General features: G+C 68.5%; 11 protein-coding genes. 7 read left to right on the top strand and 4 right to left on the bottom strand.

Annotated elements, in window-relative coordinates:
• Window positions 1-14 precede the first annotated feature (14 nt).
• Both KEG57_RS48940 and KEG57_RS55985 read right to left on the bottom strand, forming a co-directional pair.
• On the bottom strand, window positions 15-896 hold the full coding sequence (locus KEG57_RS48940; protein ID WP_272459821.1) for a hypothetical protein: 882 nt from the start codon (window positions 894-896) through the stop codon (window positions 15-17).
• Window positions 893-3,208, bottom strand: a complete 2,316-nt coding sequence (locus KEG57_RS55985; RefSeq protein WP_272459822.1) for an AAA family ATPase — start codon at window positions 3,206-3,208, stop codon at window positions 893-895. Before KEG57_RS55985 ends, KEG57_RS48940 begins: the two co-directional genes overlap by 4 nt.
• Window positions 3,209-3,348: 140 nt before the next feature.
• On the opposite strand from KEG57_RS55985, the gene KEG57_RS48950 reads away from it, so the two are divergent.
• From KEG57_RS48950 to KEG57_RS48965, 4 genes are read left to right on the top strand one after another with little or no spacing between them, the layout of a single operon-like run.
• Window positions 3,349-7,143: a DUF6079 family protein gene (locus tag KEG57_RS48950; protein ID WP_272459823.1), complete on the top strand. Its 3,795-nt coding sequence runs from the start codon at window positions 3,349-3,351 to the stop codon at window positions 7,141-7,143.
• Window positions 7,140-10,034 carry a BREX-2 system phosphatase PglZ gene (gene pglZ / locus KEG57_RS48955; RefSeq protein ID WP_272459824.1) on the top strand — a complete coding sequence of 965 codons (2,895 nt, stop codon included), beginning with the start codon at window positions 7,140-7,142 and terminating at the stop codon, window positions 10,032-10,034. Before KEG57_RS48950 ends, pglZ begins: the two co-directional genes overlap by 4 nt.
• The gene (gene brxD / locus KEG57_RS48960) at window positions 10,027-11,373 is read left to right on the top strand and encodes a BREX system ATP-binding protein BrxD (protein ID WP_272459825.1); all 1,347 of its coding nucleotides are present in this window, start codon (window positions 10,027-10,029) and stop codon (window positions 11,371-11,373) included. Before pglZ ends, brxD begins: the two co-directional genes overlap by 8 nt.
• A complete protein-coding gene (locus KEG57_RS48965) occupies window positions 11,366-13,447 on the top strand; it encodes a DEAD/DEAH box helicase (RefSeq protein ID WP_272424506.1) in 2,082 nt (693 codons plus the stop codon). Before brxD ends, KEG57_RS48965 begins: the two co-directional genes overlap by 8 nt.
• Here KEG57_RS48965 and KEG57_RS48970 read toward each other — a convergent pair whose 3' ends face one another.
• Window positions 13,448-16,591 (bottom strand): UvrD-helicase domain-containing protein, encoded by a 3,144-nt coding sequence (locus tag KEG57_RS48970; protein ID WP_272424507.1) that lies wholly within the window; start codon window positions 16,589-16,591, stop codon window positions 13,448-13,450.
• Window positions 16,588-19,149, bottom strand: a complete 2,562-nt coding sequence (locus tag KEG57_RS48975) for a PD-(D/E)XK nuclease family protein (protein WP_272459826.1) — start codon at window positions 19,147-19,149, stop codon at window positions 16,588-16,590. Before KEG57_RS48975 ends, KEG57_RS48970 begins: the two co-directional genes overlap by 4 nt.
• Window positions 19,150-19,236: 87 nt before the next feature.
• Between KEG57_RS48975 and KEG57_RS48980 the strand changes: the two genes are divergently transcribed.
• From KEG57_RS48980 to KEG57_RS48990, 3 genes are all read left to right on the top strand, one after another.
• On the top strand, window positions 19,237-22,314 hold the full coding sequence (locus tag KEG57_RS48980) for a DUF8727 domain-containing protein (RefSeq protein WP_272424510.1): 3,078 nt from the start codon (window positions 19,237-19,239) through the stop codon (window positions 22,312-22,314).
• Window positions 22,311-23,900: a DUF2357 domain-containing protein gene (locus KEG57_RS48985; RefSeq protein ID WP_272459827.1), complete on the top strand. Its 1,590-nt coding sequence runs from the start codon at window positions 22,311-22,313 to the stop codon at window positions 23,898-23,900. The genes KEG57_RS48980 and KEG57_RS48985 overlap by 4 nt, the downstream gene beginning before the upstream one ends.
• A gap of 209 nt (window positions 23,901-24,109) precedes the next feature.
• The gene (locus KEG57_RS48990; RefSeq protein WP_272424513.1) at window positions 24,110-24,559 is read left to right on the top strand and encodes a hypothetical protein; all 450 of its coding nucleotides are present in this window, start codon (window positions 24,110-24,112) and stop codon (window positions 24,557-24,559) included.
• Window positions 24,560-25,324 lie beyond the last annotated feature (765 nt).

The following is a 25,324-nucleotide window of genomic DNA, read 5'->3' on the forward strand; positions in this document are numbered from 1 at the left end:
GGGCCAGGAGGCCGTTACACGTTCCGCAGCAGGTGCCCCTTGCGGGGAGGCCACGTCAACGGGTGCGTGGCGCCGGCGAACCGCTGGGCGACGGCGGGCTCCTCGAGGGCATCGGCGAGGTCGTGGATCAGGGAGCGTACGAACTGGGCATGCGTGGACGTCGCCAGAACGGCGGGCCAGTCGAGCTTCGAGAGCGCGTTTCGTCCGCCTCCCGTTTCCTTGTAGGCCTGCGCCTTGGTCCCCGTGGGATCGCAGAGAAACTGGACGTACCGCTTCGGGTGCCGCGCCCGATCCGCCGACGCCCAGGGAGGTAACGCATGCTTGTTGACGCGGTTCGGGGGGGCGAGGAACGCGGGGTCGCTGACCTGGAACGACGACTCCGTGTTGTTCGTCGTCGCATCGAACGTCGAAGCGCGCGTCGCGCCAGCGCGCGTGAGGGCGGCAGGTTCGGCGAGGAAATAGGCCTCGACCATGGGGCTGAGGAGGTGGAACGAGCAGCGGTCGCGCACACGCCCGAGGGCCCTCTCCCGCGCGTCCTGGGCGGGATAACGACGCTCGAGGTGGGTCTCGAGGGCGGTCCGCACGTATTGGATGGCCCGCTCGGGCCACGGTAGGTTGTCGAGCTCGAGGTCATCGACGAGCACCACGTAATCGGGGGGAGGCTCGTCGCGACGGCCAGGGTCGACTTCGGCCACCAGCGCTTGCGCGAGCTTCTCCGCCGCCGTGGGTTTCTCCTCCGTGCCTCGAAGCGGCGTTTCGAGGAGCGCATTCGAGGTGAAGCTGTCCTTCGGCGGACGCACGACGAACGTCACCTTCTCCTTCGGGAAGAGCTGCGCCAAGGACTGGTCGAGGGCCACTTCGGTCTTGCCGGTGACGATCAAGACGACCCGCTTCATTCGCGTTGCTCGCCGTCCTTGTTCTGTGCGCCGAACTCGTCGTGGGCGTAGAGATCGCCGAGGGAGAAGTGGGCGAGCCACTCCGGATCGTGGAGCTTGTCGAGCTGGAGCGGCGCTTCCGGGCGGCCTGGCTCCATCACGAAGAGGTGACTGGGCTCGTCCTTGAATTGATCGATCACCACAGGAGAGTGCGTGGCGAGGACGATGGAAATGCCGGTCTGTGCAGCCCAGCTCCGCATCGCCTCGATGATTTGCCGGATGGCGTACGGGTGCAGGCCGTTTTCGACCTCGTCGATCGCGACGGCGCCGGCGGGATCGGTGGAGGCGACGGCGGTGAGGTGAAGCAATGCAACGAGCCAGCCGGTCGCCGCGAAATAGGTCGATATGCGGAGGTCGGGTTGTGGCGCCACGATGCGCCCCGAGACCGTCTGACCGGCCATCTCGAAATCCAGGTCGTCGAACGTGTCGGGAAAAGCGGCCTTCAAGCTCTCGATGACGAACTCCCAGCGAGGACGTGTCTCCATGCGGTCGCGCCAGTTGCGGAGGACGGAGAACACGTTGCGGCCGTCGGGGTGCAGGTGCTCGTCGGAGGATACCTGCGAGCCGTTCACCCGGATATTCGCCAGATCATACGTTTGATAGAGCCGGTAGCCCGCGAGGAGGTTGACGAGCGGCTGCAGGCCACCTCCTTCGGGCAGCTCGGCGAACCGTGCGAGCAGGGGCCGGGCGTCGTCGGGGCGCAGGGCAAGCCCGGGAATCGGCGCGGTTCGGTCGAAGACAGTCGCCTCGCCCACGGTCGCTCGTTCCCCGTGGAGAGGGGTCGTGAAGGCCCCTTTCGGGGAAAGGTCGAGCCGCCATACGAGATCGTCGAGCGCTGCGCCGAGGATGACGGGGGCATTGCGGTCGGCGCGGGCATTCCGAAGATTGCCAGGGCCTCCGCGCGCGTCGATGGCCCGGGTCACGTCATACTGAAGGGCGTGCCTGAGGAGCTCGGGGATGTCGAGGAGTGTCGTCTTGCCCGAGCCATTGGGCCCGACGAGCGCGGAGACGCCGCGCGGCAAGGTCCAGCGGACGTGACTGAGGGCACGGTAGTTCTCGACGATGATCGTGAGGCACATCTCGGGTGTGAGAACGACCGAGGCTGCGTGGGCGGCAATGGCATGGGAAGGCCGGGAGCTCGCCGGATCGGGCGGCGGCACGGAGTCGGCCGCCTTGGCCAGGGCGCGAGCCCTCTCGAGGACCGTGTTCCTGACGAGCGGATGGACGTCGTACCATTCGCGTCCGTCGCGATACTCGAGGACGAGGTGCGCGTCGGACCAGCGCGCGACATCGGCGATGCTCTCGGGCCCTGCGAGCGCGAGCTCGTGGGTCTCCGCGATCCGAGCGAGGGGCACGATCGAGCTCCCGGCGGAGACCATGAATTCGCTTTGGAAAAAACCGATCGCGTTCTCCACGACCTCCGCGCTGACAGGCAGCGTCCGGGCGCGGCGGATGATCTCTCCGACGAGGCGGAGCAGATCGCGTGGATTGCCTCCGGAGTGCGTGATGACTTTGAGGACGAGATCACGGGAGCCAAGGAGGCGCATCGTATCGAATCGAGCGCCGAGGAGGGCCTCCAGCGCCTCGATCCCCGGCCACGACGGGAATCCTCGCTCGCTGCGCACACGGACGGCGGGAACCGACTGGATGATCCCGGCGAGGCGGATGGCTGCCGCCATCTTCGCATCGAGCTTGAGATCCGGCGGGACGGTGCACACCACATGCAAACCCCGGATGCGGAGCTCACTCGCGTACTGGACCAAGAGGTCGGCGATCGCGGCGTGCGCGAGTTCCTTCGTGGACGTGGTGCGTACGTGCTCCAGCGAATCGACGATGAGGACGGTCTCCTGTGTGGAGAAGCCGGGGTCGTCAGCGAGTCGAATCCCGGCCCAATCATATTCGAGCCTGTTGTGACGAATGGGCTGGTTGAAGCCAAGGAGGAGCGCGTCGAAGAACTGGTCGCGGGTCAGAAATTGGTTGTTTCCGACGCGGAGGGTCGCGTCCATGTCCACGTAAGCGACGTCGTAGCCCTCGTCGTGGAGCCTCAGCCCGAGCCGCTTCAGCTCCGTGGTCTTCCCCGTCCCCCGAAAGCCAGTGACGAATTGCAGGCTTTCCCCGGCGGAAAACTCTATTTCGCGCGCGAGCCGCTCGACCGGATCCTCGCCCCGCGCCGCCTCACCGAGCGCGACGTACCGCGTGTCGTTCACGTAAAGCGGAGCATCCACCACGGCCTGGAAAGCTGCCTTGAGAAACTGGCGGTCTTCGGGCGTCACGTGGGCACGCTACCATCGACCGCTTCCCCGGGCCAAGCGGCACCCAGCCTCCACGCGACCCGACCCCAACAAACTTCTTCCCCCTGCCCTGTCCCCCCGCGTACACTCCCGCCCCCGAACGCCCAGCGTTTTGCCCGACCATGCCTCCCACCCCGCTTCGCCGCTATTTCCAGCTCCCCGACGACGTCAAGACCGTCGACTTCGTCCACCAGATCGACCGCGCTGCCACGGCCGAACGTATCCAGCGCACCCTCGTCGACTACCAGGTCACCCCTTCCATCGCGCGGAACCTCGACCGCGCCCTCGACAACGTCCGCCGCGGCATCGAGGACCGGCGCAGCGTCTTCACCTGGATTCACGGCAGCTTCGGTTGCGGCAAGTCCCATTTCATGAACGTGCTCAGCCTGCTCGTCGCCGACGAGAAGGCCGTCTACGCGCTCCACCCCGAGCTCGAGGCCCAGCGAAAGCAGTTCTCCCCCGGCGTCATCGGCAAGAAGCTCTTCCGCCTCCACGTCCAGTGCATCAGCCGCCAGGCCCGCACCCTGGAGGAGATCGTCCTCGGCGCGGCCGTCGAGGAGCTCGCCCGACTGCACCCCGACGCCCCGGCGCCGGCCCTCTTCGAGGTGCAGAAGCTCTTCGCGAGCGCCAAACGCCTGCTCGAAGACCTCGGCGACGAGAAGTTCTTCGCGGCGTTCCCCTCGAACAAGAGTGGCGGCGACGACTGGGGCGAGCTCGGGGGCTGGGACCGCGCGCGGTTCGAGGCGGCCATGGAGCTGCCCGGATCGGCGGAGGCGCGCGCGCTCGCCGGCGAGCTCGCGAAGACGCCGTGGCTCGAAGGAATGGCGGCGGGCGCCGACCTCGTGAAGCTCGGGCCGGGCCTGCAGATCCTCGCCGAGCACCTCGCGCGGCTCGGCTACGAGGGCGTGATCCTGTTCCTCGACGAGCTCGTCCTCTGGCTTTCGACCTTCCAGGACCCGAAAAAACTCGCCCTCGAAACGCCCAAGGTCTCCACGCTCGTCGAGCATGGCGATTACCCGCCGGCCCTGCCCTTCTTGACGTTCGCGGCCCGGCAGCGGGATCTCTCGGAGATGGTCGGCAAATTGACGGTCGGCCGGGACGAGGTGATCTTCCGCGATCAGCTCTCGTTCTGGAAGGACCGCTTCGAGACGATCTCGCTCGAAGACAAGGATCTGCCGCGCATCATCGAAAAGCGCGTCCTCCGGAGCGCGGGGCCCGAGGCGAAGGCGGAGATCGACCGGGCCTTCGAGGCGTACAAGCGCGCCTTTTCGTCCGACTTCCGGCAGCTCAATGGCAACCAGGGCGACGTGGACGATTTTCGGCGCGTCTATCCGTTCTCCCCCGCGCTCGTCGAGGTCATGGTGGCCCTCTCGGCGACGCTCCAGCGGGACCGGACGGCGCTCCGCGAGCTCACCAATCTGCTCGTGCGATACCTGCCCGATTTCGAGCTCGGCAAGGTCGTGCCCGTCGGCGACCTCTTCGACGTCGTGGCGCACGGTCAGGCGAGTGATCTCCCGGCGATCCAGAAGCTCTACGAGCAGGCCCGGCGCATTTACGAGAACGACCTGCTCCCGCACATCCGCAAGAAGAACAAGACGGCGAGCCCCGAGAAGTGCCAGCTCCTCCGTGAGGAATTCGATGCCCGCCTCGGCTGCTCGGGGTGCCCCGAGGCGGTATGCCGCACGCAGACGCGGATTGCAAAGACGGTGCTGCTCCAGGGGCTCGTGCCCAATACGCCCGTCCTCAAGAACCTGACGGCGCAGAGCCTGGTGTACCTGAACAGCGGCACGCTCAAGTCGAAGGTGCCGAACCAGGAGCCGGCCATGGCCGCGAACCTCGTGCGCGAGCTCTCGGGCGTGACGCCTGCCGTGCACGTCGAGGGGGCGGCGAACCCCGCCGTGCGCTGCATCCTCGACGTCATCGACGTGCGCCGCATCCTCGACTATTGCCGCGATCTCGACAACGAGCAGCGCAGGCGCATCCGCGTACGGCAGATCCTCTTCGAGCGCATGGGCGTGAAACTGGAGGATCAGACGGGCAGCCGGGTGATCGAGTGGCGCGGGCGAAAATGGCGCATCGGGTTCGTCTACGACAACATCCGGCTCGTGAACGAGCATGCGTTCCAGCCCGCGGAGGGCGAGGATCTTCGGGTGCTCGTCGATTACCCCTTCGACGAGGTCGGTCACAGCCCGCGGCATGACGAGGAGCGTCTTCGTGATTTCCTCGACGGCCTTTCGGGGCAGGATGCGGAGCGCGGATTGCCGACGGTGGTCTGGCTGCCGGCGTTCATCGACGAGGACACGCGGCAGGTGCTCGCGGACCTCTGCATTCTCGACGGGCTCTTGCCGCTCCAGGACAAGGATCTCGCCGCGCGTGTGCCATGGATCAGCCTGGACGAGCTCGGGCGTGTGCGCGGGACGCTGGAGCAGCAGCAGGCGCACAAGCGGGCGCAGATCGAGAATGCGCTGGCCAGCGCATATGGCGTGACGCACACGTTCGATGCGCATCTCGCACCGGGGCTCGCCCCGGAGCATCGGGCGTATCTGCTGCGGCACGAGACGCGGCTGTCGGTGCCGGCGGACGGACTTTTCGAGCAATCCCTCGAGGCCATCGTGAAGCAGGCGCTCGAAGCGCGGGCACCGCGGCATCCGGTCTTCACGAAGGTGCCCACGCGAGCACGGATCGAGGGGGTGCTCGATCTCGTGGGCCGGCTGCTCGACACGCCCGAACGGAGGGCGCGCTTCGACCGGGCGCAGATCGACGATCTGCGCGCCATTGCGGCGGCCGAGCACCTGAGCGTCGTGCGGGTCATCGAGGAGGAGGCGACGTACGCAGGCGGGATCCTCGATGCGATGGCGAAGAACCTCGCCCAGAACAAGGGGACGCTTTCCGTGGGGGCCGTGCGCGCGGCAATCGATCCAGAGGGATTGATGGACCTCGCGCGGGAGGTGGAGGATTTTCTGGTCCTCGCCTACGCGAAGGCCGCCGCGAAGCCGCTGCGGCTCATGGCGCACGGGCACGTGGTGGAGGGGCTGATTGGCAAGCTCGCCAATGATCTCGCGCTCGTGCCGGTGGAGCTGCCGGGACAGGAGACGTGGCAAGCGGCGCTGCGGGCGGCGGAGCTTTTGGGGGTGACCCTGGGCAAGGCGCTGACGCCGCAGCGGGTGGACGATCTCGCGGCGAAGGCAAGGAAGGCAGCGGCCGAGATCGAGACGAGCCGGGTGGCGGAAGCGCTCGTGTTCCTGGAGGAGTGGCAGAGGCTTGCGGGCTGCAAGGAGCCGGTGGAGTCGACGCCGCGGGGCGCGACGCTCGGGGCGATCCGGGATCTCGTGACGGCGGTGCTTTCGGCCGGGGACGAGTCGGCGCGGGTCGTCGAGGCGCTCGGGCGGCTGCCCTGGGACGCGGCGCGGACGACGGCGATCACGCACATGACGGGGTCGCGGCGAATCGAGGCGCTCCTGGAGACGCTGCGGAACGAGAGCCTGAAGGCGCCGATCGCCGGGGGGCAGAACCTTTCGGTGGATCCGGCACGTCGGAGCGACGTCGCGGCCGCGATGGACAAGGTGCTCATGGCGCTCGTGCAGAACGAGAACGTGGTGGCGCTGCGGCCGGCGCTGGAGCAGGAGGGGGCGCGGATCACGCGGCTTCTGTTCGCCGCTCCTCCGGTGCAACCCCAGCCGCCGCAACCGCCGCCGCAGATGTTCAACCCTCCCCGCAACGAAACGGCGCCCGTCGCCTCTCTCCCTTCAAGGAGAGGCGTTGGGGGTGAGGATCGTCCCACGACAATCGACGCCCCCGTCCTCCTGAAAACTCCGGCCGACGCCGATCAACTCCTCCTCGTGTTGCGCGAGCGCCTGTCCGCCGGAAAACGCCTGCGCGTCACCATCGAAATCGTCGACGGAGACGAGACTCCGTGACGGCGAGCGAGGTGCCCGAGGCGCCCGCGCTCACGCGCGAGCACATCAAAAAAGAGCTCGATCTCCTGCACCAGAAGCCGCGTCGGGCGCGGCGATCGGCGCTCTTCGCGCGGCTCGCGGACAAGGCGGACGACGGGGCGACGGTCGACGTCGTGGTGGGCGGAGAATCCACGCGCTTCCGGATCGTGGCGACGTCAGGCGAGCTCGATCTGCGGCAGAAGCTGGCCAAAGAGGAGGAGCCGACGGCGTACGTGGTCTCGTTCTCGCGGCGGCTGCCGCGGGACATCGAGGCGAGCCTGGCCGGAGGGCGGCTGTTCTGGCCGCAGATCGAGTCGCTTCTGCCGCGGCGCTTCGGGGCCAAGAGCTGCACGCCGCGCATGCGCGGGAGCAAGCTCCGGCTCGTGGCGCAGCGGGAGGGCACACGGACGTACGCGCAGGGCGAGGCGCCGAGCATCGATCTCGACGACGCCTGGCTCGTCCTCTTGCGGAACCGATTGGGGCTCGAGGCCGTCCCGACGGAAGCGCAAGCGTTCGCGGCGGTGCTGCTCGACCGGGAAAGGCGCGGAAAATCCCTCGCGGCGGTGCTCGCGGAGGTCAAGGGGGCGCGCGAGGAGCTCGGGCAGGTGCTCGACCGGCGGCTCGGGGCGAGCGCGCGGTGGATCGTCGCGGCCTGGCTCGACGATGCGGCCGTGGAGCTCGCGGCGATGGCCGTCGTGGGGGAAGCCGCGCGCGCGGCGCTGGGAGATCGGACGAGCCAGTCGTTCGCGCTGCTCATGACGGTCCTCGAGATGCGCGTGCGGCAGGTCGCGGGGCACCCGCTTCTGCCGCTGCAACAGGCCAAGGAGGGGGCGCCGGGGCTCGCGAAGGCGCTCGTAGATCTCGGGTACCTGGTGCCGCTTTTCTGGCCGAAGCTGGAGGGGCAGGCGCACGATCCGCTGCGGCGCGCGATCGTCGGGGAAGCGGAGACGCTGCTCGCGCTGGAGCATTTGCGGCCCCTCGCGCTCGGATCGGATCGGCTGCCGTTCGTGTTCGCGCACCGGTGCAAGGTGTTCCTCGAGGCCATCGACGCGGCCGTCGCCGCGCCCGACAAGCCGGGCGTGATGGACGTGGTGGACCGGACCGCGGCCGATCTGCTCGCGCACGACGGGGCCCGGGGAGAACCGCGGCTCAGGGACCAGGTCGAGATGGCCACGCGGCTCGCCGCGTTCCTGGGGGAGCCAGTGGCGCAAAGCGGCCCCGTCGAGGCGCCGCACGCGGAGGTCGTCCGGCTTTCGACCTTCCAGGCCGGGGCAGGCGGCTGGGTGGATTGGGCGAGGCAAGTGGCGCGCGACGATGGGGCCGGCCCGCTCGGGAAAGGTCTCTTCGGGCTCATCGCCGCGGTGGACCGCGTTCGCGACGCGCTCGATGCACGGTTCGCCGCGGCGTATGCGCGTGTCCTCGGCCCGCGGGGCGATCGCGGGGCGCTCTCCGGGATGGTGCGCGTCGAGGGGCGCCATCAGCAGGTCCTGCCCATCGAGGAGGTCCTCGCGAGGATGGGGCTCGTGGTCCTCGCGCGAAGCGAGGAGCTCAAGCTGCTCGTGCTCTGCATGGACGGGATGAGCTGGGCGAACCTGGCGGAGCTCTGGGGTTCGATCGCCCGCACCTCGTTCGTGCCTGTTTCGCGCGGGCCACGCGCGGCCGTCCTCGCGCACGTGCCCACGATCACGCGCCTGTCCCGGAGCGCGCTGTTCGCCGGTCGAGCCCTCTTGCCGGGCGAGCCGCTGGACACCACGCGGGACGGCGAGCGGCTGGCAAAGCACGCGACGATCCGGCAGATGAACGAGAACCCGGTCGTGCTCTTGCGAGGCGACGTGCTCGGCGAAGGCGGGGGGCTCTCCGATGACGCGAACCGGCGGGTGCGGGGGGACGAGCGAATCGTGGCCGTGGTGGTGAACGCCATCGATGACCAGCTCAAGGGCTCGGTGCAGCTCCGGGTGACGCTCTCCGTGGAGCACATCCTGCCCCTCAAGGAGCTGCTCAAGGCGGCCGAGGATACGGGACGGCTGGTGCTGCTCGTGAGTGATCACGGGAACGTGAACTGGCAGCGCTTCGTCGGGGCCGCGGTGCGCACGGGCGGCAAGGATCCGGAGGGGATGGATCGCGGCGCACGGCATCGCTTCCTGCGGGCCGAGGAGGCCGCGGCGCCGGACGAGATCGAGCTGCCCGTGGGGGCGCTCGCCGGGGTGAAGGGGGTGGATCGCGTGGCCGTCGCCGTCCACGAGGCGATCCGGTACACGCCGGTGCTGCACGCGGGCGAGCACGGGGGCGCGAGCCTCGGGGAGGTCGTCGCGCCGGCGGTGCTGCTCGCGCCGCGGGGGCTCTTGCCCACGCTGGAGGGGCTCGACGTCGACGTCTCCCCGCTCGAACCGCCGGCGTTCTGGACCCGGGAGGTGAGCCGCGTCGAGCGCGAGGTCAAAGCCCCGGCACCGCCTCCGCCCCCGCGCGAGGTCGCGACGCCGCCGCCGGCCCCCACGAAGAAGACGGCGCAGGTTTCCCTGCCCTTCGAGCCTCCACCCCCGGAGGCGCCGCCGGAGCTCGTCGTCGCGCTTTTCCGATCGCCGCTCTACAAGGAGCAGATCAAGCAGATCCCCGAGCCGGATCGGCCGCATTGCCAGAAGGCCATCGAGCTGCTCGTGCGGCGAGGCGGCCGCATGGCGCGGGATCCCTTTGCGGTGGCGCTCGGTATCGACACGGCGGGCAAGGGCGTGCGGGTGCCGGGGTTCCTGTCGAAGCTCGAACGGGTGCTCAACGTGGATCAGGAGCCGGTCGTCGAGATGGATTCGAAGGGGCAGATCATCACGCTCGACGCCGAGCGGCTCCGCGTGATCTTCCTGGAGGACGGCCATGGCTGAGCTCGAGCTTCCTTCGAAGGCGCGCCGCAAGGACATCCTCCACGCGCTGCGAACGGGCACGGTGCCGGACAAGGGGCTCGAATGGCTCGCGGTGGGTCTCGATCGATTCGAGAAGACCATCGGCGAGGAGCTCTCCGAGTGCGCGGCAGGCCGGAGCCGCGTGAAGGCGGTGCGGGGCGATTACGGGACGGGAAAGACGTTCTTCTCGCGGTACTTCGCGGCGAGGGCGCTCGCGCTCGACATGGCCGTCACCGAGGTGCAGGTGAGCGAGGTGGATACGCCGCTCTACCGGCTGGAGACGGTGTACCGACGCGCGCTCGAGCACCTGCGGACGAAGGAGCGTGATCGCGGGGCATTCCGGCAGCTCGTCGAGCGCTGGTTTTTTGATCTAGAGGAGGAAGCGCTCGCCACCGAGCCGGGCCTCGGCGCGGATCCGGCGCGGATGCACGAGCGCGTGGCGCTCCTTCTCGAAGAACGACTGCGCGTGGTGGCCGAGGATCAACCGGCGTTCTCGTCGGCGCTGCGCGCGGCGCATCGAGCGCGGCTCGAAGAGGACGAAGCGACGTTCGAGGGGCTCGTCGCGTGGCTGATGGGGCAGCCGCACGTGGCGGCGACGGTCAAGCGGAAGGCGAACCTGAAGGCCGACCTCGATCACACGGGAGCGCTCGCGTTTTTGCGGGGCTTGTTGCTGCTCCTGAAGCAGACGGGGCGGCCGGGGCTCGTGCTCGTGCTCGACGAGGTGGAGACCATTCAACGGGTGCGCGGCGACAGCCGCGAGAAAAGCCTGAATGCCTTGCGGCAGCTCCTCGACGCGATCGGGCGGGGCGATTATCCGGGGCTGTACCTCGTGATCACGGGGACGCCCGCGTTTTACGATGGACCGCAGGGCGTGCAGCGCCTCCCGCCGCTCGCCGCGCGGCTGCATACCGATTTCGACGAAGACAGCCGCTTCGACAACCCGCGCGCGGTGCAGGTGCGTCTCTTGCCGTTCAACGAGGAGCGGCTCGTGGAGGTGGGCAAGCGCGTGCGAGAGCTTTACCCGGCCGACCACCCCGAGCGGATCCGGGCGAAGGTGACGGACGACGTGCTCCGGGCCTTCGCGCGAAACGTGGCCGGCAAGCTCGGGCAGCGGACGGGGATCGCGCCGCGGCTGTTCTTGAAAAAGCTCGTGGATCGATTGCTCGATCGGGTGGATCAATTCGAGGACTTCGAGCCGCGGGAGCACCTCGACCCGCGGATCGCGGCGGCCGAGATGACGGCGGAGGAAGCCACGGCCGCGGGGATCGCGCGGAGCCCGGACGACATCGTGCTGAATCTGCGGGGCGAGGACGATGGCTGACGCGAACGAGAGCGCCTTCGAGCGCCTCGGCGCGGCGGTCCGTTACCACATCGTCCACACGCTCGGCTTTTCAGGGCTCCGGCCGGTGCAGGAGCTGACGGCGCACGCGATCCTGGACGGCGACAACTGCGTGGTGCTCGCGCCGACGGCGGGCGGAAAGACGGAGGCGGCGTTCTTGCCGCTGCTCTCGCGGATGCACGGCGAGGGTTGGGGCGCGCCGAGCGTGCTTTACCTGAGCCCGATCAAGGCGCTTCTGAACAACCAGGAGCCGCGGCTCACGAAGCTCGCCGGGATGCTGTCGCGACGCGTGTTCAAATGGCACGGCGACATCGGCGCAAACGAGCGGGGGCGATTCACGCAGGATCCGGCCGACATCTTGATGACGACGCCCGAGTCGCTGGAGGTGATGCTCGTATCGAGCCGGGTGCCGAGCGAGCGGCTCTTTCGGGCGCTCCAGGCGGTGGTGATCGACGAGGTGCATGCGTTCGCGGGGGACGACCGCGGCGCGCACCTCGTCTCGCTGCTCGAGCGATTGCAGAGGCATGCAGGGAGGGATCTCCAGCGCATCGGTCTTTCGGCGACGGTGGGCAATCCGCTGGAGATCCTCGCGTGGCTCGGCGGTACGAGCCGTCGCAAGGGGCGGCTCGTCGATCCGCCGAAGCCGCCCTCCGCGGCGGAGGTCCATCTCGACTGGGTGGCGAGCGTGCCCAATGCGGCGAAGGTGATTGCGGGGCTCGACCCTGGGAAGAAGCGGCTCGCGTTCGTGGACAGCCGGCGGCGCGTGGAGCAGCTCGGCGAGGCGCTGCAAGGGGCGGGCGTGACGACGTTCCTGATGCATTCGTCGCTCTCGGCGGACGAGCGGCGGCGGGCGGAGCAGGCGTTCGAATCGGGGAGCGATTGCGTGATCGTGGCGACGTCGACGATGGAGCTCGGCATCGACGTCGGCGATCTGGACGTGGTCTACCAGGTGGACGCGCCGCCGAGCGTGGCCAGTTTTCTGCAAAGGATCGGGCGCGCGGGGCGGCGAGCGGGGACGAAGCAACGGGCGACGTTCTTGTGTACGAAGGAGAGCGAGCTCGCGCTGTCGGCGGCGCTCTTGCGGCTCTGGAAGAGCGGATACGTGGAGCCCGTGCGGCCGGAGCGGGCGGCGTTTCACGTGCTGGCGCAGCAGATCCTGGCGCTTTGCCTGCAGGAAGGCGGCGTGCCGATCGCGGATTGGTGGGCGTGGGTCGCGGGGGCTGTGTGTTTTTCGGAGGTGACGGAGCGGGAGCGGGAGATGCTCCTCGGGCGGATGCTCTCGGAGGGGATCGTGGTGGCCGCGGATGGGCGCCTGATCCTGGGGCCGAGGGGCGAGGCGCTGTATGCGCGGCGAAACTTCCAGGCGCTGTATGCGATCTTCGAGGCACAGGCCTTGCTCCAGGTCTTCTGGGGGCCGCGCGAGGTGGGGACGGTGGATGCGTTTTTCGTGCAATCGCTGCCGCCCGCGAGCTCGTTCGTGCTGGGAGGCAAGGCCTGGCAGATCACGCATATCGACTGGAAAAAGGGGCTCTGCGAGGTGGCGCCGGCGCCGGAGGGGCGGCACCTGAACTGGATGGGGCCGCCGCGGCTCATCGCACGGCGGATCTGCGAGGAGCTTCGGCGGACGCTCCTCGACGAGGCCGAGGATCCGTGGTGGACGAAGCGCGCGCGGGAAGCGATGCGGGCTGAGCGGGCGGCGAATGTGTTTCTCGCGGACGAGGCGATGCCGGTGATGGAGTCGGCCGGGGAGATCGTGTGGCACACGTTCCTCGGGGGACGAGCGAACAACCTGCTCGCGAAGCTCCTGGAGGAGCGGTTGGGATCGCTGGTGGTGCCGGGGAACATGGCGATCAAGGTGCGCGGGGGTGCGGCGCGATCGGGGGCGGCGGTGCGGGAGGCGATCCGCGCGCTCCGGGCGCCGGGGGCGGTGACGGAGGCGGATGCCGTGAGGTTCGCGGCGTCGTGCGCGCGGGAGCCGCTGTCGAAGTTCCAGCCGTGCTTGCCGGAGGAGCTCGAGTTGCGATTTCTGGCGAGGCGGGTGGTCGAGGTGCCGTGATCAGCCGAGCCGCGCCACGAGGCCGGCGAGCGGCAAGTGCACCCTCACCTGCACGGATGCTGCACCGGCCGCGAGGAGCGCATCGGCGTAGGCTCGGAGCTGTCCGTGGGCGCCTCGGATCTCCTCCAGGGCGTCGAGCTCGCCCGCGAGCACGACCTTGTGGTCGATGACGACGAGTGTCTCGCCCGCCATCACCAGCAAATCGAGCTTGCCCCGCACGAGCGTCCCCGCGGCGAGCCGGTGCTCCACGGGCCACTCGCGGCGCAGGATCGCACCGGGCCAGCGCGTGCCGAGCCAATCGGAGAACCGGCGACCCAGGGCGAGCACGTCCTCGACCGGGAGGGCCTCGGCGACGCCCCACGCGTCGAGGAGGCGAGCCGCGAGCTCGGCGCGATCGTCCTCGTCGAGGCCGGGGCGATCGGACGCGAGGAACGCGTGGACCGCGCTCCCGAGCGCCGCGGGATCGACGGTCGCGCGGGCCGATACGCGTGGGCCGATCCGCTCGATGTCGAGGACACTCCCCTGCCCTTCGAGGTTCGACGGGGCCAGCAAGGCGGGGGCATACGTGCGGGGCGACGGGCGATCGAGGATCTCCGCGTGGGCCGGGTCGGCCTGCGAGGAGACGAGCGACGCACGGGGCGCAGGACGGCGCACGGCGACGCTCGTTTGCCGTCCACCCCAATCGACCGAGACGAGGGAGACGCCTTCCCGCGAACGGGCGGGCATCGGTTCGGCAAGGGGCGCGCCGCCGCCGCGGGTGAACAGGCGGAGCGTGCCCTCCGAGAGATCCCGGCTGCTCGCGAGCACCAGACGATCCCGGGCCCGGGTGAAGCCGACGTAGAGCAGGCGCAGCTCCTCGCGGACGGCGTTTTCGGAGGCCTCGGCTGCGATCGGATGGGCGCGGAGGCGCTCGGTCAGCGGCGAGCGCTGGAAGCGAAGCGGAGACGGCCAGTATCGGATCGTGCGTCCCGCGAGGGGCGCTTGCAGGAGCGGTCCGCGCCCGCGGCGATCGTCGACGTGCACGCCGAGCGCGCTGCGCGAGAACGTGCCGTCGAGCTCGTAAAGAACGACGATGGGCCATTCCAGGCCTTTCGCGGCATGCCACGTCGTGATGGAGACGGCATGGCCCCCACCGGGCGTGGCCTGGGCGTCTTCCAGGCTCTCGGCGAGTCCTTCGAGATACGCGACGAGCGCCGCCGGGGAAGCCGCGCCGCCGCGGTGGCGCGCGAGTCGCACGAACGTGACGGCATGGGCGCGAAGCGCGTCGAGGTTGGCAAGGCCCTGCTTGCCGCGGCCCCAGCGCGCCACGAGGTCGTCGAGGCGAAGGGCACGCGCGACGGCGTCGAAGGCCTCGAGCGCCCCCGCGAACGGGGAAACGTCGCGCGCCCCGAGCAAGCGCGCGATGGGATCCACGTCGCGCCATCGATCCGGATCGTCGCCTCGCAGAAGGATGTCGATGGATGCGGCGCCGGGCTCGGTCAAACGCGCGAGCTCCGCCCGGGCGAGCATGTCGTCGGGATGAACCCAGAGCCCGAGGCCTGCCGAGGCCGCGCGGCCCTCCGGCGTGCCGAGCAGGCCACCGAGCGCGACCTCGGCAGCGATGTCGACCTTGCCGAGAGCGGTCGCGACCGCGAGGCAGGTCTCGCGGCGCCGGCAGAGGACGGCGATGTCCCCCGGACGAACCCGCCGCGGAGCGCCCTCCTCGCCGCGCACGTACACCGACGGGTCGTCGAGGAGGTGGCGCATGGAGAGAGCCAGCTCGGCGGCTGCGCCCGAGCCGCTCGGGAGGTCGAGCCGCCACCGCTCGACACAAGGCCCGAGCCGCTCGGCATCCTCGGGGATCGCCGGTTCGAGGGCGACGCGCGCAGCCGAGAGGCCCGCCTCCCCGAAAGGCGGCACGAAGAGCGCGTTCGTGAGGTGCACCAGCGGCGCCCGGCTTCTCCGGCCCACGGAGAGCGTCTCGGGCTCCTTTCCGTGGAGGACCTCGGCGATCACGGCCTCCATGAGGGAGGGATCGGCGCCGCGAAACCCGTAAATGGCCTGCTTCTGATCGCCGACCCACACGCTGCGCGGCGCGATGCGGGCGAGGGCGAGGAACAGGGCGAGTTCGAGGGGGCTACTGTCCTGGAACTCGTCGACGAGGACGAGGGACACCTCCTCGGCGAGGACCTCCTTCACGTCCTCGCGATCGAGCAGCGCGAGCGCGATCGTCTCCTGGTCGATGAAATCGATCGCGCGGCGGGCCGACTTGAACCGCTGGTAGGCGGCGAGCGAGCGCCGCGCGAGGTCGAAGCAGAGGCGAATCGCGAGCTCGTTGTCCTCGCGGAACGTCGGATGCCGGAGGAGCACGCCGGCCGCGCGGCGGACCTCTTCGCAGGCCGCATCCGACTTGCTCGCCGCGGCGAGGTGGGCGAGCTCGACCCAGGAGGGCCACGGCAAGGAGCGTTGCGCCCGGAGGTGATCCTTGGCGCGCTCGTAGGCGGCGAGCGTCTCGGCGGACTTTTTCGTGGGATCGGCGCCCTGCGTGATTTTCTCGCGCAGGCGCGTGATGGCCGTGTCGAGGGCCGCCTCGAGTCGAGCATCGAGGACGTCGCCCCGCTCCGTGGGCTCGTCGAAGAGCTCGAAGAACCCGCGGACACTTCGCTCCCGGTCGCCGTCGAGGGCGTCGAGCGAGATGCGGTTCATTCGGGCATCGTCGGCGATCTGCCGGACGATCGATGGCCACGGAAATTCGTCGAAGCACCCGGACAAACGCGCGAGCTCGGCCAGGTCGTCACGCGAGACGACGTCCCCGAAGCTGCGACGGAACGTCTCCTCGGCGCGCGTTTCGTCGAGCACGATGAGCTCGGGGGAGACCCCGGCCTCGAAGGCGAACTCGGAGACCAGCATGCCGGCCACGGCGTTCACCGTGCCGATGCGCGCGGCGCGGAAGAGCTCGGCGTCGTCCGGGCGTCCTTTGCGGAGCAGGAAGTCGCGGCCTCGACCCACGAGCTCCGCGGCGGCCTTGCGCGTGAAGGTCGTCGCGACGATACGATCGGGCGCGATGCCGAGCTCCGTGACCGCGTGCTCGAGCTCGCGCGCGAGGCGCGTGGTCTTGCCGCTGCCGGCGCTCGCCGAGACGATGTCGATGCGCCCCTTCGTCATGCGCGGTTCTCCCGCCCGCAGAGCAGGTCGAGCTTGCAGTACGTGCACGGGGCCGGCAGGAGGAGGTGACCGCGATCGACACGTGCCTCGCGGAGCGGCGTATGCCGTTCGGTCGCGACGCCGTCGGCCTGGATCTCGCCGCGGGACAGCTCCGCAGTGCGACGGGCCCAGGCGTGCTCCGTCGCGGTCCAGGTTTCGTCGAGCAGCTCGGGCCGGATCTGCTCGGCGAACGCGATCGCGGCGCCGCGCACGAGGAGCCGCTGGCTGCGCAGGATGAGATAACCGAGCGAGCGGATCTCGTGGCCCGCGCGGCCGAGGAGCATCGCATACGCCGCGAGCTGGAGCGACGTGGCGCCGCGTAACTCTCCGCGGCGGTAGGCCTCGCCCGACCACTTGAAATCCAGGAGCACCAGGCGTTTCCGAGGATCTTCGAGCACGAGATCGGGCGTGCCGCGAAGGACCCCCGGGCCGAGCTCCGCGCGGATCTCCTGCTCCACGGTGTGGATCCGCAGCCCCTCGGCATGCATCACGCGGGCGAGAAGAGCGGCCGCGCCGCCGACGGCGTCTCGCAGGAGCAAGAGCTCCTGCTGGTGGCCGTGCAGGAGAAGCAACGCCGCATGGGTCGGGAGCAGGCGGTCCAGGATCGCGAGCGTGGCTTGCCGCGCGTCGCCTTCCGATTCGCTCGGAAAAACGCCCTCGCGAGACGCCGCCGCCAGCACCTCGTGCGCGAGCAGGCCATGCAAGCGGCTCTCGACCACGAGGCGGGGCGAGGTGCGGGGACGGATCCGGCCCATGTAGTCGAGCGCGTAGCAGAACGAGCATCCGAGGAGCTTCTGGAGGCTCGAAGGCGACTCCGCGGGCCGCGGCGAAGGGGGCCGCGAGGCGTGATGCTCGCGGGACGGACGCTCGGCTCGGGTCACGACGACCGTCGTTCGTGCGGCGGGTTTGCCCAGCGTTGGCGCCTCGAAATGCAGGTGCCTTCGATACCGTCCGTCGTGGAGCCGGCCCGCGATCTCGTCCCAGAGCGGGTGCAGGGGCCTCGCCTCCCCGATCTCGTCCTGGTGCGGCGCAACGAGGATCAACGTCTCTTCGGCCTGGTGGAGAGGCCTCCGCGCCCGCGCCGCCGCGGCGCGTGTTTCGTCGCCGAGCGAGGGCAAAAACACACCGATCGACGCGAGGGCCTGTCGCTCCGAGGCCCGGAGGGAGACGTGGGAACGTCGCGAGCCGGCGTCGTGGAAGTTCCACCAGACGATACGCCGCGCCGGGCCGGCCACGCCTCCGGGCAGGCCCACGCCCGCATACCCCGACAGCGCGGGCCTGCGCATCGCCGCGCCGTTGCCGACGACGCTCGCAAGCACCGCGTCGAGCCTCGGCGGCGAGAGCCGGCGCAGCTCGGCGAGCTCGAACCGGCCACGCAATGCTTCGGCCTGCGCCACGACGAGCGCGTGCGCCGGGCTCGTCGCGGCATGAAGGCTCGCCCAGCGTTCGAGGAGCTCGACGCGAGGCAAGAGGTCGTGGACGCGGATCTGGGCGTGGCGATCGGCAATGGGCACGAAGACGGTGTCGAGGATCGCCCGAAAGGATTCGCCGCCGGGCACCTCGTTCGAGACTGCGCGCCAGAGGGGATTTCCCACGGCGGGCCAGACCTCGAGCGTCGCGGCCAGGCGCGCCGCCACGGTCCGGTCGAGGGGATGATCCGGCAGCGTGAGCCAATCGAGCGCGAGCTGAGGATCGACCGGGCCCCAGGCGAGCTGAAGCGTCAGCGGGAGAAGGGCGGCGAGCGCGCCGGCGTCGTGCGCCGAGCTCGCGCCGAGCGTGGGCAAGCCGAACTCGGCCAGGGCTTCGTCGAGGATTCCATCCGGCCCGATGAAAAGCGTCTGCCCGAGTCCCGGATCGGCGGCGAGCGCGGCGGCGAGCATCCGTGCGCCCTCGCGTGGCCCATGGCAGCGGACGAGCTGGAGGCTCGGATCGCCGGGCGTGATCTGGGCGCCTTCTCCCCGCACCGCGGCGAGGTTTCCGGCGGCCTGGGCGTCGGAGAGGGGCTCCGAGACGATACGTACCCCTGCCCTTTCGAGCGGCGCGAGGACCCGCTGCCACGCAGCGGAGAGTGTCGCCTTGGGGACGAGGAGCCGCACCTCTTCGACATCGACGGATCGCCCCTCGAGCCAGCCGGAGACGCGTTCGATGCGCTCGGCGGGGCCCGGCGGGAGGCCCAGGGTCACCTCGGCGAGCTCTCCGAGGCGCCGCTGCCCGAGCCGCTCGCCACGCCAGCCGTGCTCCCAGAGATGATCCCGCCACGCGAGCAGCCGGTGGGCCGTGGCCCAGGGGTCGGTCTTGGCCGAGGCTCCGTAAAAGTGGTCTTCGCGAAAGAGGCGCGGAACGAGCTCGGCCGCGCGATCGGCGAGGGAGGCGTGTGGCGTGGCGAGACCGAGGTGGGTTTCGAGAAGCGCGAGGAACCCCTCGGGGCCGAGCCAGGCGGCTCCGGCGATGGCATCGGCGGCGCCGCGAGGACCGGGCCAGGTGCCGTGATCGAAGTCGGGATCGAAGAGGATGCGCAAGCAGGGGGGATGGTAGAGGATTTCGTGGGTCGGCCGCTAGTTCACATACGTGACGTTCGCCTTCGGGATCGGTAGGATGAGCTCCGCATGGCCTACTGGGCGCTCCAAGCCAATCCGTCACGCTACAATATCCTTCAGGCGGGGATCGATTTCGACGAGATCACCTGGACCGCGAACCAGTATGCCGATCAGGTGCAGGTCGGAGACGAGGTCCTCCTGTGGCTGTCCGGGCCGAGGAGCGGAGGGTATGCGTTCGGCAAGGTGACGTCCGCTCCCACGAAAATGCCGGAGGACCCGAGGTTCGCTTCGTACTGGGTGGGCGCCGGCAAGGACGACGATACCCAGGAAAAGCCTCGACTCCGCCTGCGGTTCACGCGGAGGATGTACCTCTACCCGCTGCTGCGATCGCAATGCATGGTGGATCCGGTGCTGTCGAAGATGCACATCATCCGGCAAGCATCGGGGACGATATTCAAGATCACGGACGAGCAGTGGGCGCGCGTCCTGCAACTCGTCCAGGGGCGGAGCAGTGCATGGAAGCGAGAGGAAACCATCCTCGCGCTTGGTCTTTACTTCGAGAACAAAGTTTCCGCCCCGCAGGCTCGTGCTGCGGAGATCGGAAAGCTCGCTCGGCTGCTGGATCGCTCCACCGAGGAGATCGAGTGGCGGCTCGATGATTTCCGGAGCCTCGAAGACGGTTCATCGGAAGACGCTGGTGTCGGGGGGGACGGGCGGCCCATTTGGGATACCCTGGCTGGTAGTCCCGGGGTCGTTCGCCGCTTGGCGCGTGACATCCAGACAACGCTTCTCGAAGGGGGTGGGAGCGATCGCGTACGGATCGGAAACGAACGTCAGCGCGGAAAGGCAGCCGATGTGCGGGTCGAGCAGCGAAAGGATGCCGCGTTCGCGCGTGAACGATTCGAGCTGCTTCTGCCGGATCCCGCGGTGCGAACGGCGTGTTTGACGTTCCTCGCCGATGCCATCGAGCGGGCCCACGACCGCGGCGAAGCTCGCTGGGGCGTGACGTTGCGAATCTCCAAGAAGATTCACTTCAACGTCGGGCGTTGCCTCGGCCTGGGCATCTACCAAGGACGAATCTGGCTCGGTCTTCCCGAAGCGGATCTGACGCTGGAGCTGCGTGCGTTTTTGGACCCGCGGGTGGAATGGTTGGGCCCCTTCAAGGCGCTCCCTGGCGTCGTAAAATGCCAGTTTCATGCGTCCCTTCTCGGGGAAGTGCGCCCTCGCATCGAGGACGCGTACATGCGATTCCTCGACGCGGCGGCCAGAACAGCCGGGCAGACGCCATTTTTCTCCAGTCATTCTCCTGGAGTCCTTGCTTACTTGCGCGAGACGCTGAACCGCCCTTCCCTTCCGAACCCGGTCTACGACACGAGTATGCGGGGGATCGACGATCCCGAGGAGGACGACGACGAGGCCGGAGTCTTCGAGGGATCGACGACGACGCGCCGCTACTGGAAGGTTGCTCCGGGCCGGAATGCCCAGTTCTGGAACGAAAACCTCGGCGTCGGACTCATCGCCATCGGGTGGGGGGAGGCCGGTGATCCTCGGGCCTACGCATCAAAAGAGGAGCTCTCGGCGCAGCTCGCCAAGGTTTTCGGTTACACCGAAAGCGAAGCCCATGCGAACGTCCGTCAAGTCTGGGCCTTCACGCGTGACATCAAGCCCGGCGACATCATCGTCGCCAATCGAGGGCAATCGAAGATCGTGGGGCGTGGTACGGTGCTCGGGCCTGCCGAATTTCGAGCCGACCGGGGCGAATTCGCCAATTGTCTGGCCGTGCGCTGGTTCGATATCGAGGAGCGTGAGATCCCCAGACAAGAGAGCTGGGTGACGACGGTCGCCGAAATTTCTCCGTCCCTCTACGCGACGCTGTTCCCCCCGGAGCCCGACGCAACACGCGCGAGCATCTACGACCACCTTCGCTCCCGGGGGCTCCACTTTCCCGCGGAGCTCGTCACGACGTACCTCCTTTCCTTCAGAACCAAGCCTTTCGTCATCCTGTCCGGCATCAGTGGAACCGGAAAAACGAAGCTCGCTCAGGCGGTCGCGGAATGGGCTGGATCCGAGGAGGTCCGCCGCCACGAGTTCATTTCGGTCCGCCCCGATTGGCTCGACGGGAAAGAGGTGCTCGGCTTTTACAACGTGCTGACCGAGGCGTACGCCTTGCGGCCTTTCCTGAGCCTCCTTCTCCGGGCGCACCGCGACCGGACCGAGCCCCACTTCGTGATCCTCGACGAGATGAACCTGGCGCGCGTCGAGCACTACTTCGCCGATCTGCTCTCCGCGATGGAATCCCGCACCCTCCAGGAGAACGAGCTTCGGCAGGAAGCGCTCCACCTGCACGACCAGCCTCGATGCTTGCCGATGGCCAAACCGGAGACCGGAAAGCAGCCGGAACGCTGCGCCTCGTGCAAGGCGACGCGTGATGAAATCGCGGCCTGCTCGCTCCACTTCGACGGCGTGCAGATGGTGCCCCCGAAACTCGAAGTGCCGGCCAACGTGTACATCACGGGCACGGTCAACATCGACGAGACGACACACATGTTCTCGCCGAAGGTCCTCGACCGTGCCAACGTGATCGAGTTCAACGAGGTGGATCTGCCAGGTTACGGTCAAGATGGCGCCTCTTCCGGCTTCGTGTTGCGCGACGGACGCGTGCCCCTTGGCGCGACCACGGTCGCTCGGCAAGAGCATTTCCTGAGGGCTCCACAGAAGGTTCGCGACACACTGGTGGCGCTGAACCATATGCTCGCCGAGGAAAACCTGCACTTCGGCTACCGGGTCGCGAATGAAATGGCGCTCTACATCGAACACGCGATGGCGGCCATCGGACCCGGCGCGGTGGAGGACGCACTCGATCTCCAGGTGCTCCAGAAGCTCTTGCCGAAGCTCCACGGTTCGAAACAGAAGCTGCTCGGGCCCCTCTTCCGCATCTTGCTCTTCACGCTCTTCGGAAAAGATTCGGACGTTCCCTACGGCGACCTGGAATTCGACAGGATCGAGCGGGCGCTTCGGCAAAATGGCGCCGTCGCGCCGCCCGGTGGTGCCGAGGCGCAGAAGCCTGTCATGCCCCGCTCGGCCAAGAAGCTCGCCCGCATGTTGCGAAAGCTGCGATCCCAGGGCTTCGTTTCCTTCATCGAATGACGGCGATGGCCCTGGACGCGTCGAGCATTCGGATCTGCGAGGCGAAGAGCGGCCGGGCGGTCGAGCAGGACGCTTCCGGTGTGTTCGCGATCCACGATCAGCGGCGGTACGTCATCCGGTCCGAAACGGCGCTGGTCCCCCACGAGCCGGTGCTCCAAGTGCAGCCTCTCAGCGAGGGACGGCTCGGAACGCTCTACTTCCAGAACTACGTCGGTCTCGCCGAGATGGGCGGGCTACGTTTTCGCGTCCAGCACGCCAAGCTGACGGAGACGGCGTTTTCCAGGATGCTCGATGGCGTGGTCGCCGACGTGGCCGATCTCGCTTTCGATTACGGGTCGCCAACCGCGCTGCCCTTCGCGCGTGACGACCTCGCGGCGTCCGCGGATGTGCGTTACCACGCGCTTGCGTACCTCCGGCACATCATGCGGCGTGTCGACCGTGGAGACGGGCTCCTCGGGCACTTTCTCCAGATCGCACGTGTTCCGCATCGGTGCATGGAGGCCGAGCCGAAATGGTCTCCGGTTGCACGCGCGTCGAGCCTTGGCCCTTCGGGCCTCCTCGGCGTGGCCAGCCATCCGGAACGTCTCGTCCCCATTCCGGCTGGGTCGAGCCTTTCGCGCACGGGACTCGGGCGTCGGCTGCCCGGGTCGACGTTTCCCGCGGAGGTTCTCGTGTCCGCGCGAATGGAGAGCTTCGATACACACGAGAATCGACTCGTGCTGCACGTGCTCCAGTTTGCCTCGGAGCTCGTGAGAGCCTTCGAAGGGCGCGAGACCATGAACCCCGACCTCCGGACCGACGTGCGCGTCATGCGAGAGGAGCTCGACTGGATGCTTTCCTTCGACTTCCTGCGCGAGGTCGGCCCGTTGCAGATGGTCCCGCTGCAATCCTCGGTTCTTCAGCGCCGGGAAGGTTACCGTGAATTCCTCGGGCACTTCCTGCGGCTCTCGCTCTCCTCGGCGCTCGCCGAGGATCGACATCGTTGGCAAGCATTGCTCGACCTGAAGGATGGAGCGCTCCTGTACGAATTGTGGTGTTTCTTCGAGGTGAAGCGCGTTCTCGACGTGCTCCTCGGCAAGCCCGGAAGCGCAAACCTGGCGGTGACCGAGGAAGAAAGACGGAGGGTCCCGTGGTCGGCGAAGCTCCGCTATCAGGACGGCCAGGTCGAATTGGTCTACAACCCGAGTTATCGGCGGCGATCGGGTTCCTATTCGGTGACACTTCGACCCGACATCGTGGTGCGCGTAGAGCGATCGAGCGGTTGGGAGGCGCTGATCTTCGATGCAAAACTCAAGTTCGAGGGCGACCGCCTGGACGAACTGGAGGACCAGGATCCATCCGATTGGGATCGAACCGTGGCGCGCGAGGATCTCTACAAGATGCACACGTACCGCGATGCCATTCGGGAAGCCGTCGGGGCGTTCGTCCTGTACCCAGGTTCCAGAACCGTGACCTACGCCGAGGGAAAGGACATTCCGATCTGGGGCGGGATTGGCGCCCTCCCTCTCGATCCGAGCTTGCCGACGGAGGACCTTCGGGCGTTCCTTGCCACCTTTCTCTGGCCCGACGCGAGCCCGATGGGTTGATCATCCGGGAAGCACATGCCATCGACGCGCCCGGCAACAGGGTGCCCACGCAGCCCCATGTGCCCACACCATCCCACCTTTCTCGCAGCACCCGCTCGATTTTTTTAAACAAGCCGGGTCGTCAACACATGGAGACGAGTGAGGGGGATCCGCACCCAGCGCAGGGCTGGGCGGTCCTTCCGAGGCCCGACGGGGCCGGGTGGATGATCATGCGCGATCCGAAGACGTACTTCGCGACGAAGGCTCAGGCGCACAGCCGGAGCAAGGTTTCTAGGTCGTCACGGTGGCCGGAGGACGCGGAGCAGGACGAGGCAACCCCGAGTGTCATCGAGGTGAGCCTGGGAAGAGGCCTCAGCGTCCTCGTACAGGTTCAACTCGAGGAGATCCGGCAGGTCGCGCCCGCGGAGGTTTGGCTCGACCTCGTCGACGCCGACGACGAGATCCTCGCCAGCAGTTCGGTCGAGCTCGGGGCGAACGATGACACCGCGCCCTCGTTCCGCGTGCGGGCCGATCCACGCGTCGTGCGAAAGCACACGGTGTGGGGCGTGCTGCTCTCCCTTTACGAGACGGTGCACTTGCGCTGGCAGGTGCAGGTCGTCGACAGATCTGGGCGGGTGCTCGGGCGGCGGTCGGTCGAATACGAGATGCACGGGGCGTGAAGCCATTCGTGGCTCCTAAGCTCACGCGTATTGCACGGCCAGGCGCTGAGCATTGGTCTCATGTTGACGCCGCCGCGCTGGGGCGTTGCCCCAGGCCCCAGCAGGGGCTGTCCGCCCCTGCACCCGGACCAGCCAGGGGCTGGACCCGGGACGATGAACTGCGCGATGCGCAGTTCATCGCAGCGTCTTTCACCCCTTCTCCGCCGCGCGGGCAGGTCCCGCGACCTCCGTCATCGGTCTTCGACCCCGTTCCCGCAGGTGCCGGGGCTTCCCGATCGGTGTGGGAACCCGTTCACGCAGGTCCCGGGGCTTCCCGGATCGATGTTGCGCTCCGTTCGCGAAGGTCCCGGGGCTTCCCGGATCGATGTTGCGCTCCGTTCGCGAAGGTCCCGGGACCTCCCGGTCGATGTTGCGCTCCGTGCGCGAAGGTCCCTCGACCTTCCCGAGCTGTGTCGGGTCGACGCCGCCGCGCTGGGGCTTTGCCCCAGGCCCCAGCAGGGGCTGTCCGCCCCTGCACCCGGACCAGCCAGGGGCTGGACCCGGGGTCGATGAACTGCGCAACGCGCAGTTCATCGAACAGGCCAGGTCAAAACCAGCGACGACCCCGCCCATCGAGACCGCGGCGCTGACGATTCAACAGGCAACGTGCCCGTCGCCAGCGTGCAACGCGCCTTCCTGGTCTTGCACCGGCCTGTTGGAAGAACTGCGCATCGCGCAGTTCTTCCACCCCGAGTCCAGGGCTTGCCCTGGTCCGGGTCGAGGGGC

This window comes from Polyangium jinanense (assembly GCF_028435365.1).

Coding starts and splice junctions, on each gene's coding strand:
- brxD (WP_272459825.1), top strand. CDS start 10,027: ATGGCTGAGCTCGAGCTTCCTTCGAAGGCGCGCCGCAAGGACATCCTC.
- KEG57_RS48980 (WP_272424510.1), top strand. CDS start 19,237: ATGGCCTACTGGGCGCTCCAAGCCAATCCGTCACGCTACAATATCCTT.
- KEG57_RS48940 (WP_272459821.1), bottom strand. CDS start 896: ATGAAGCGGGTCGTCTTGATCGTCACCGGCAAGACCGAAGTGGCCCTC.
- KEG57_RS48990 (WP_272424513.1), top strand. CDS start 24,110: ATGCGCGATCCGAAGACGTACTTCGCGACGAAGGCTCAGGCGCACAGC.
- KEG57_RS48965 (WP_272424506.1), top strand. CDS start 11,366: ATGGCTGACGCGAACGAGAGCGCCTTCGAGCGCCTCGGCGCGGCGGTC.
- KEG57_RS48985 (WP_272459827.1), top strand. CDS start 22,311: ATGACGGCGATGGCCCTGGACGCGTCGAGCATTCGGATCTGCGAGGCG.
- KEG57_RS48950 (WP_272459823.1), top strand. CDS start 3,349: ATGCCTCCCACCCCGCTTCGCCGCTATTTCCAGCTCCCCGACGACGTC.
- KEG57_RS48970 (WP_272424507.1), bottom strand. CDS start 16,591: ATGACGAAGGGGCGCATCGACATCGTCTCGGCGAGCGCCGGCAGCGGC.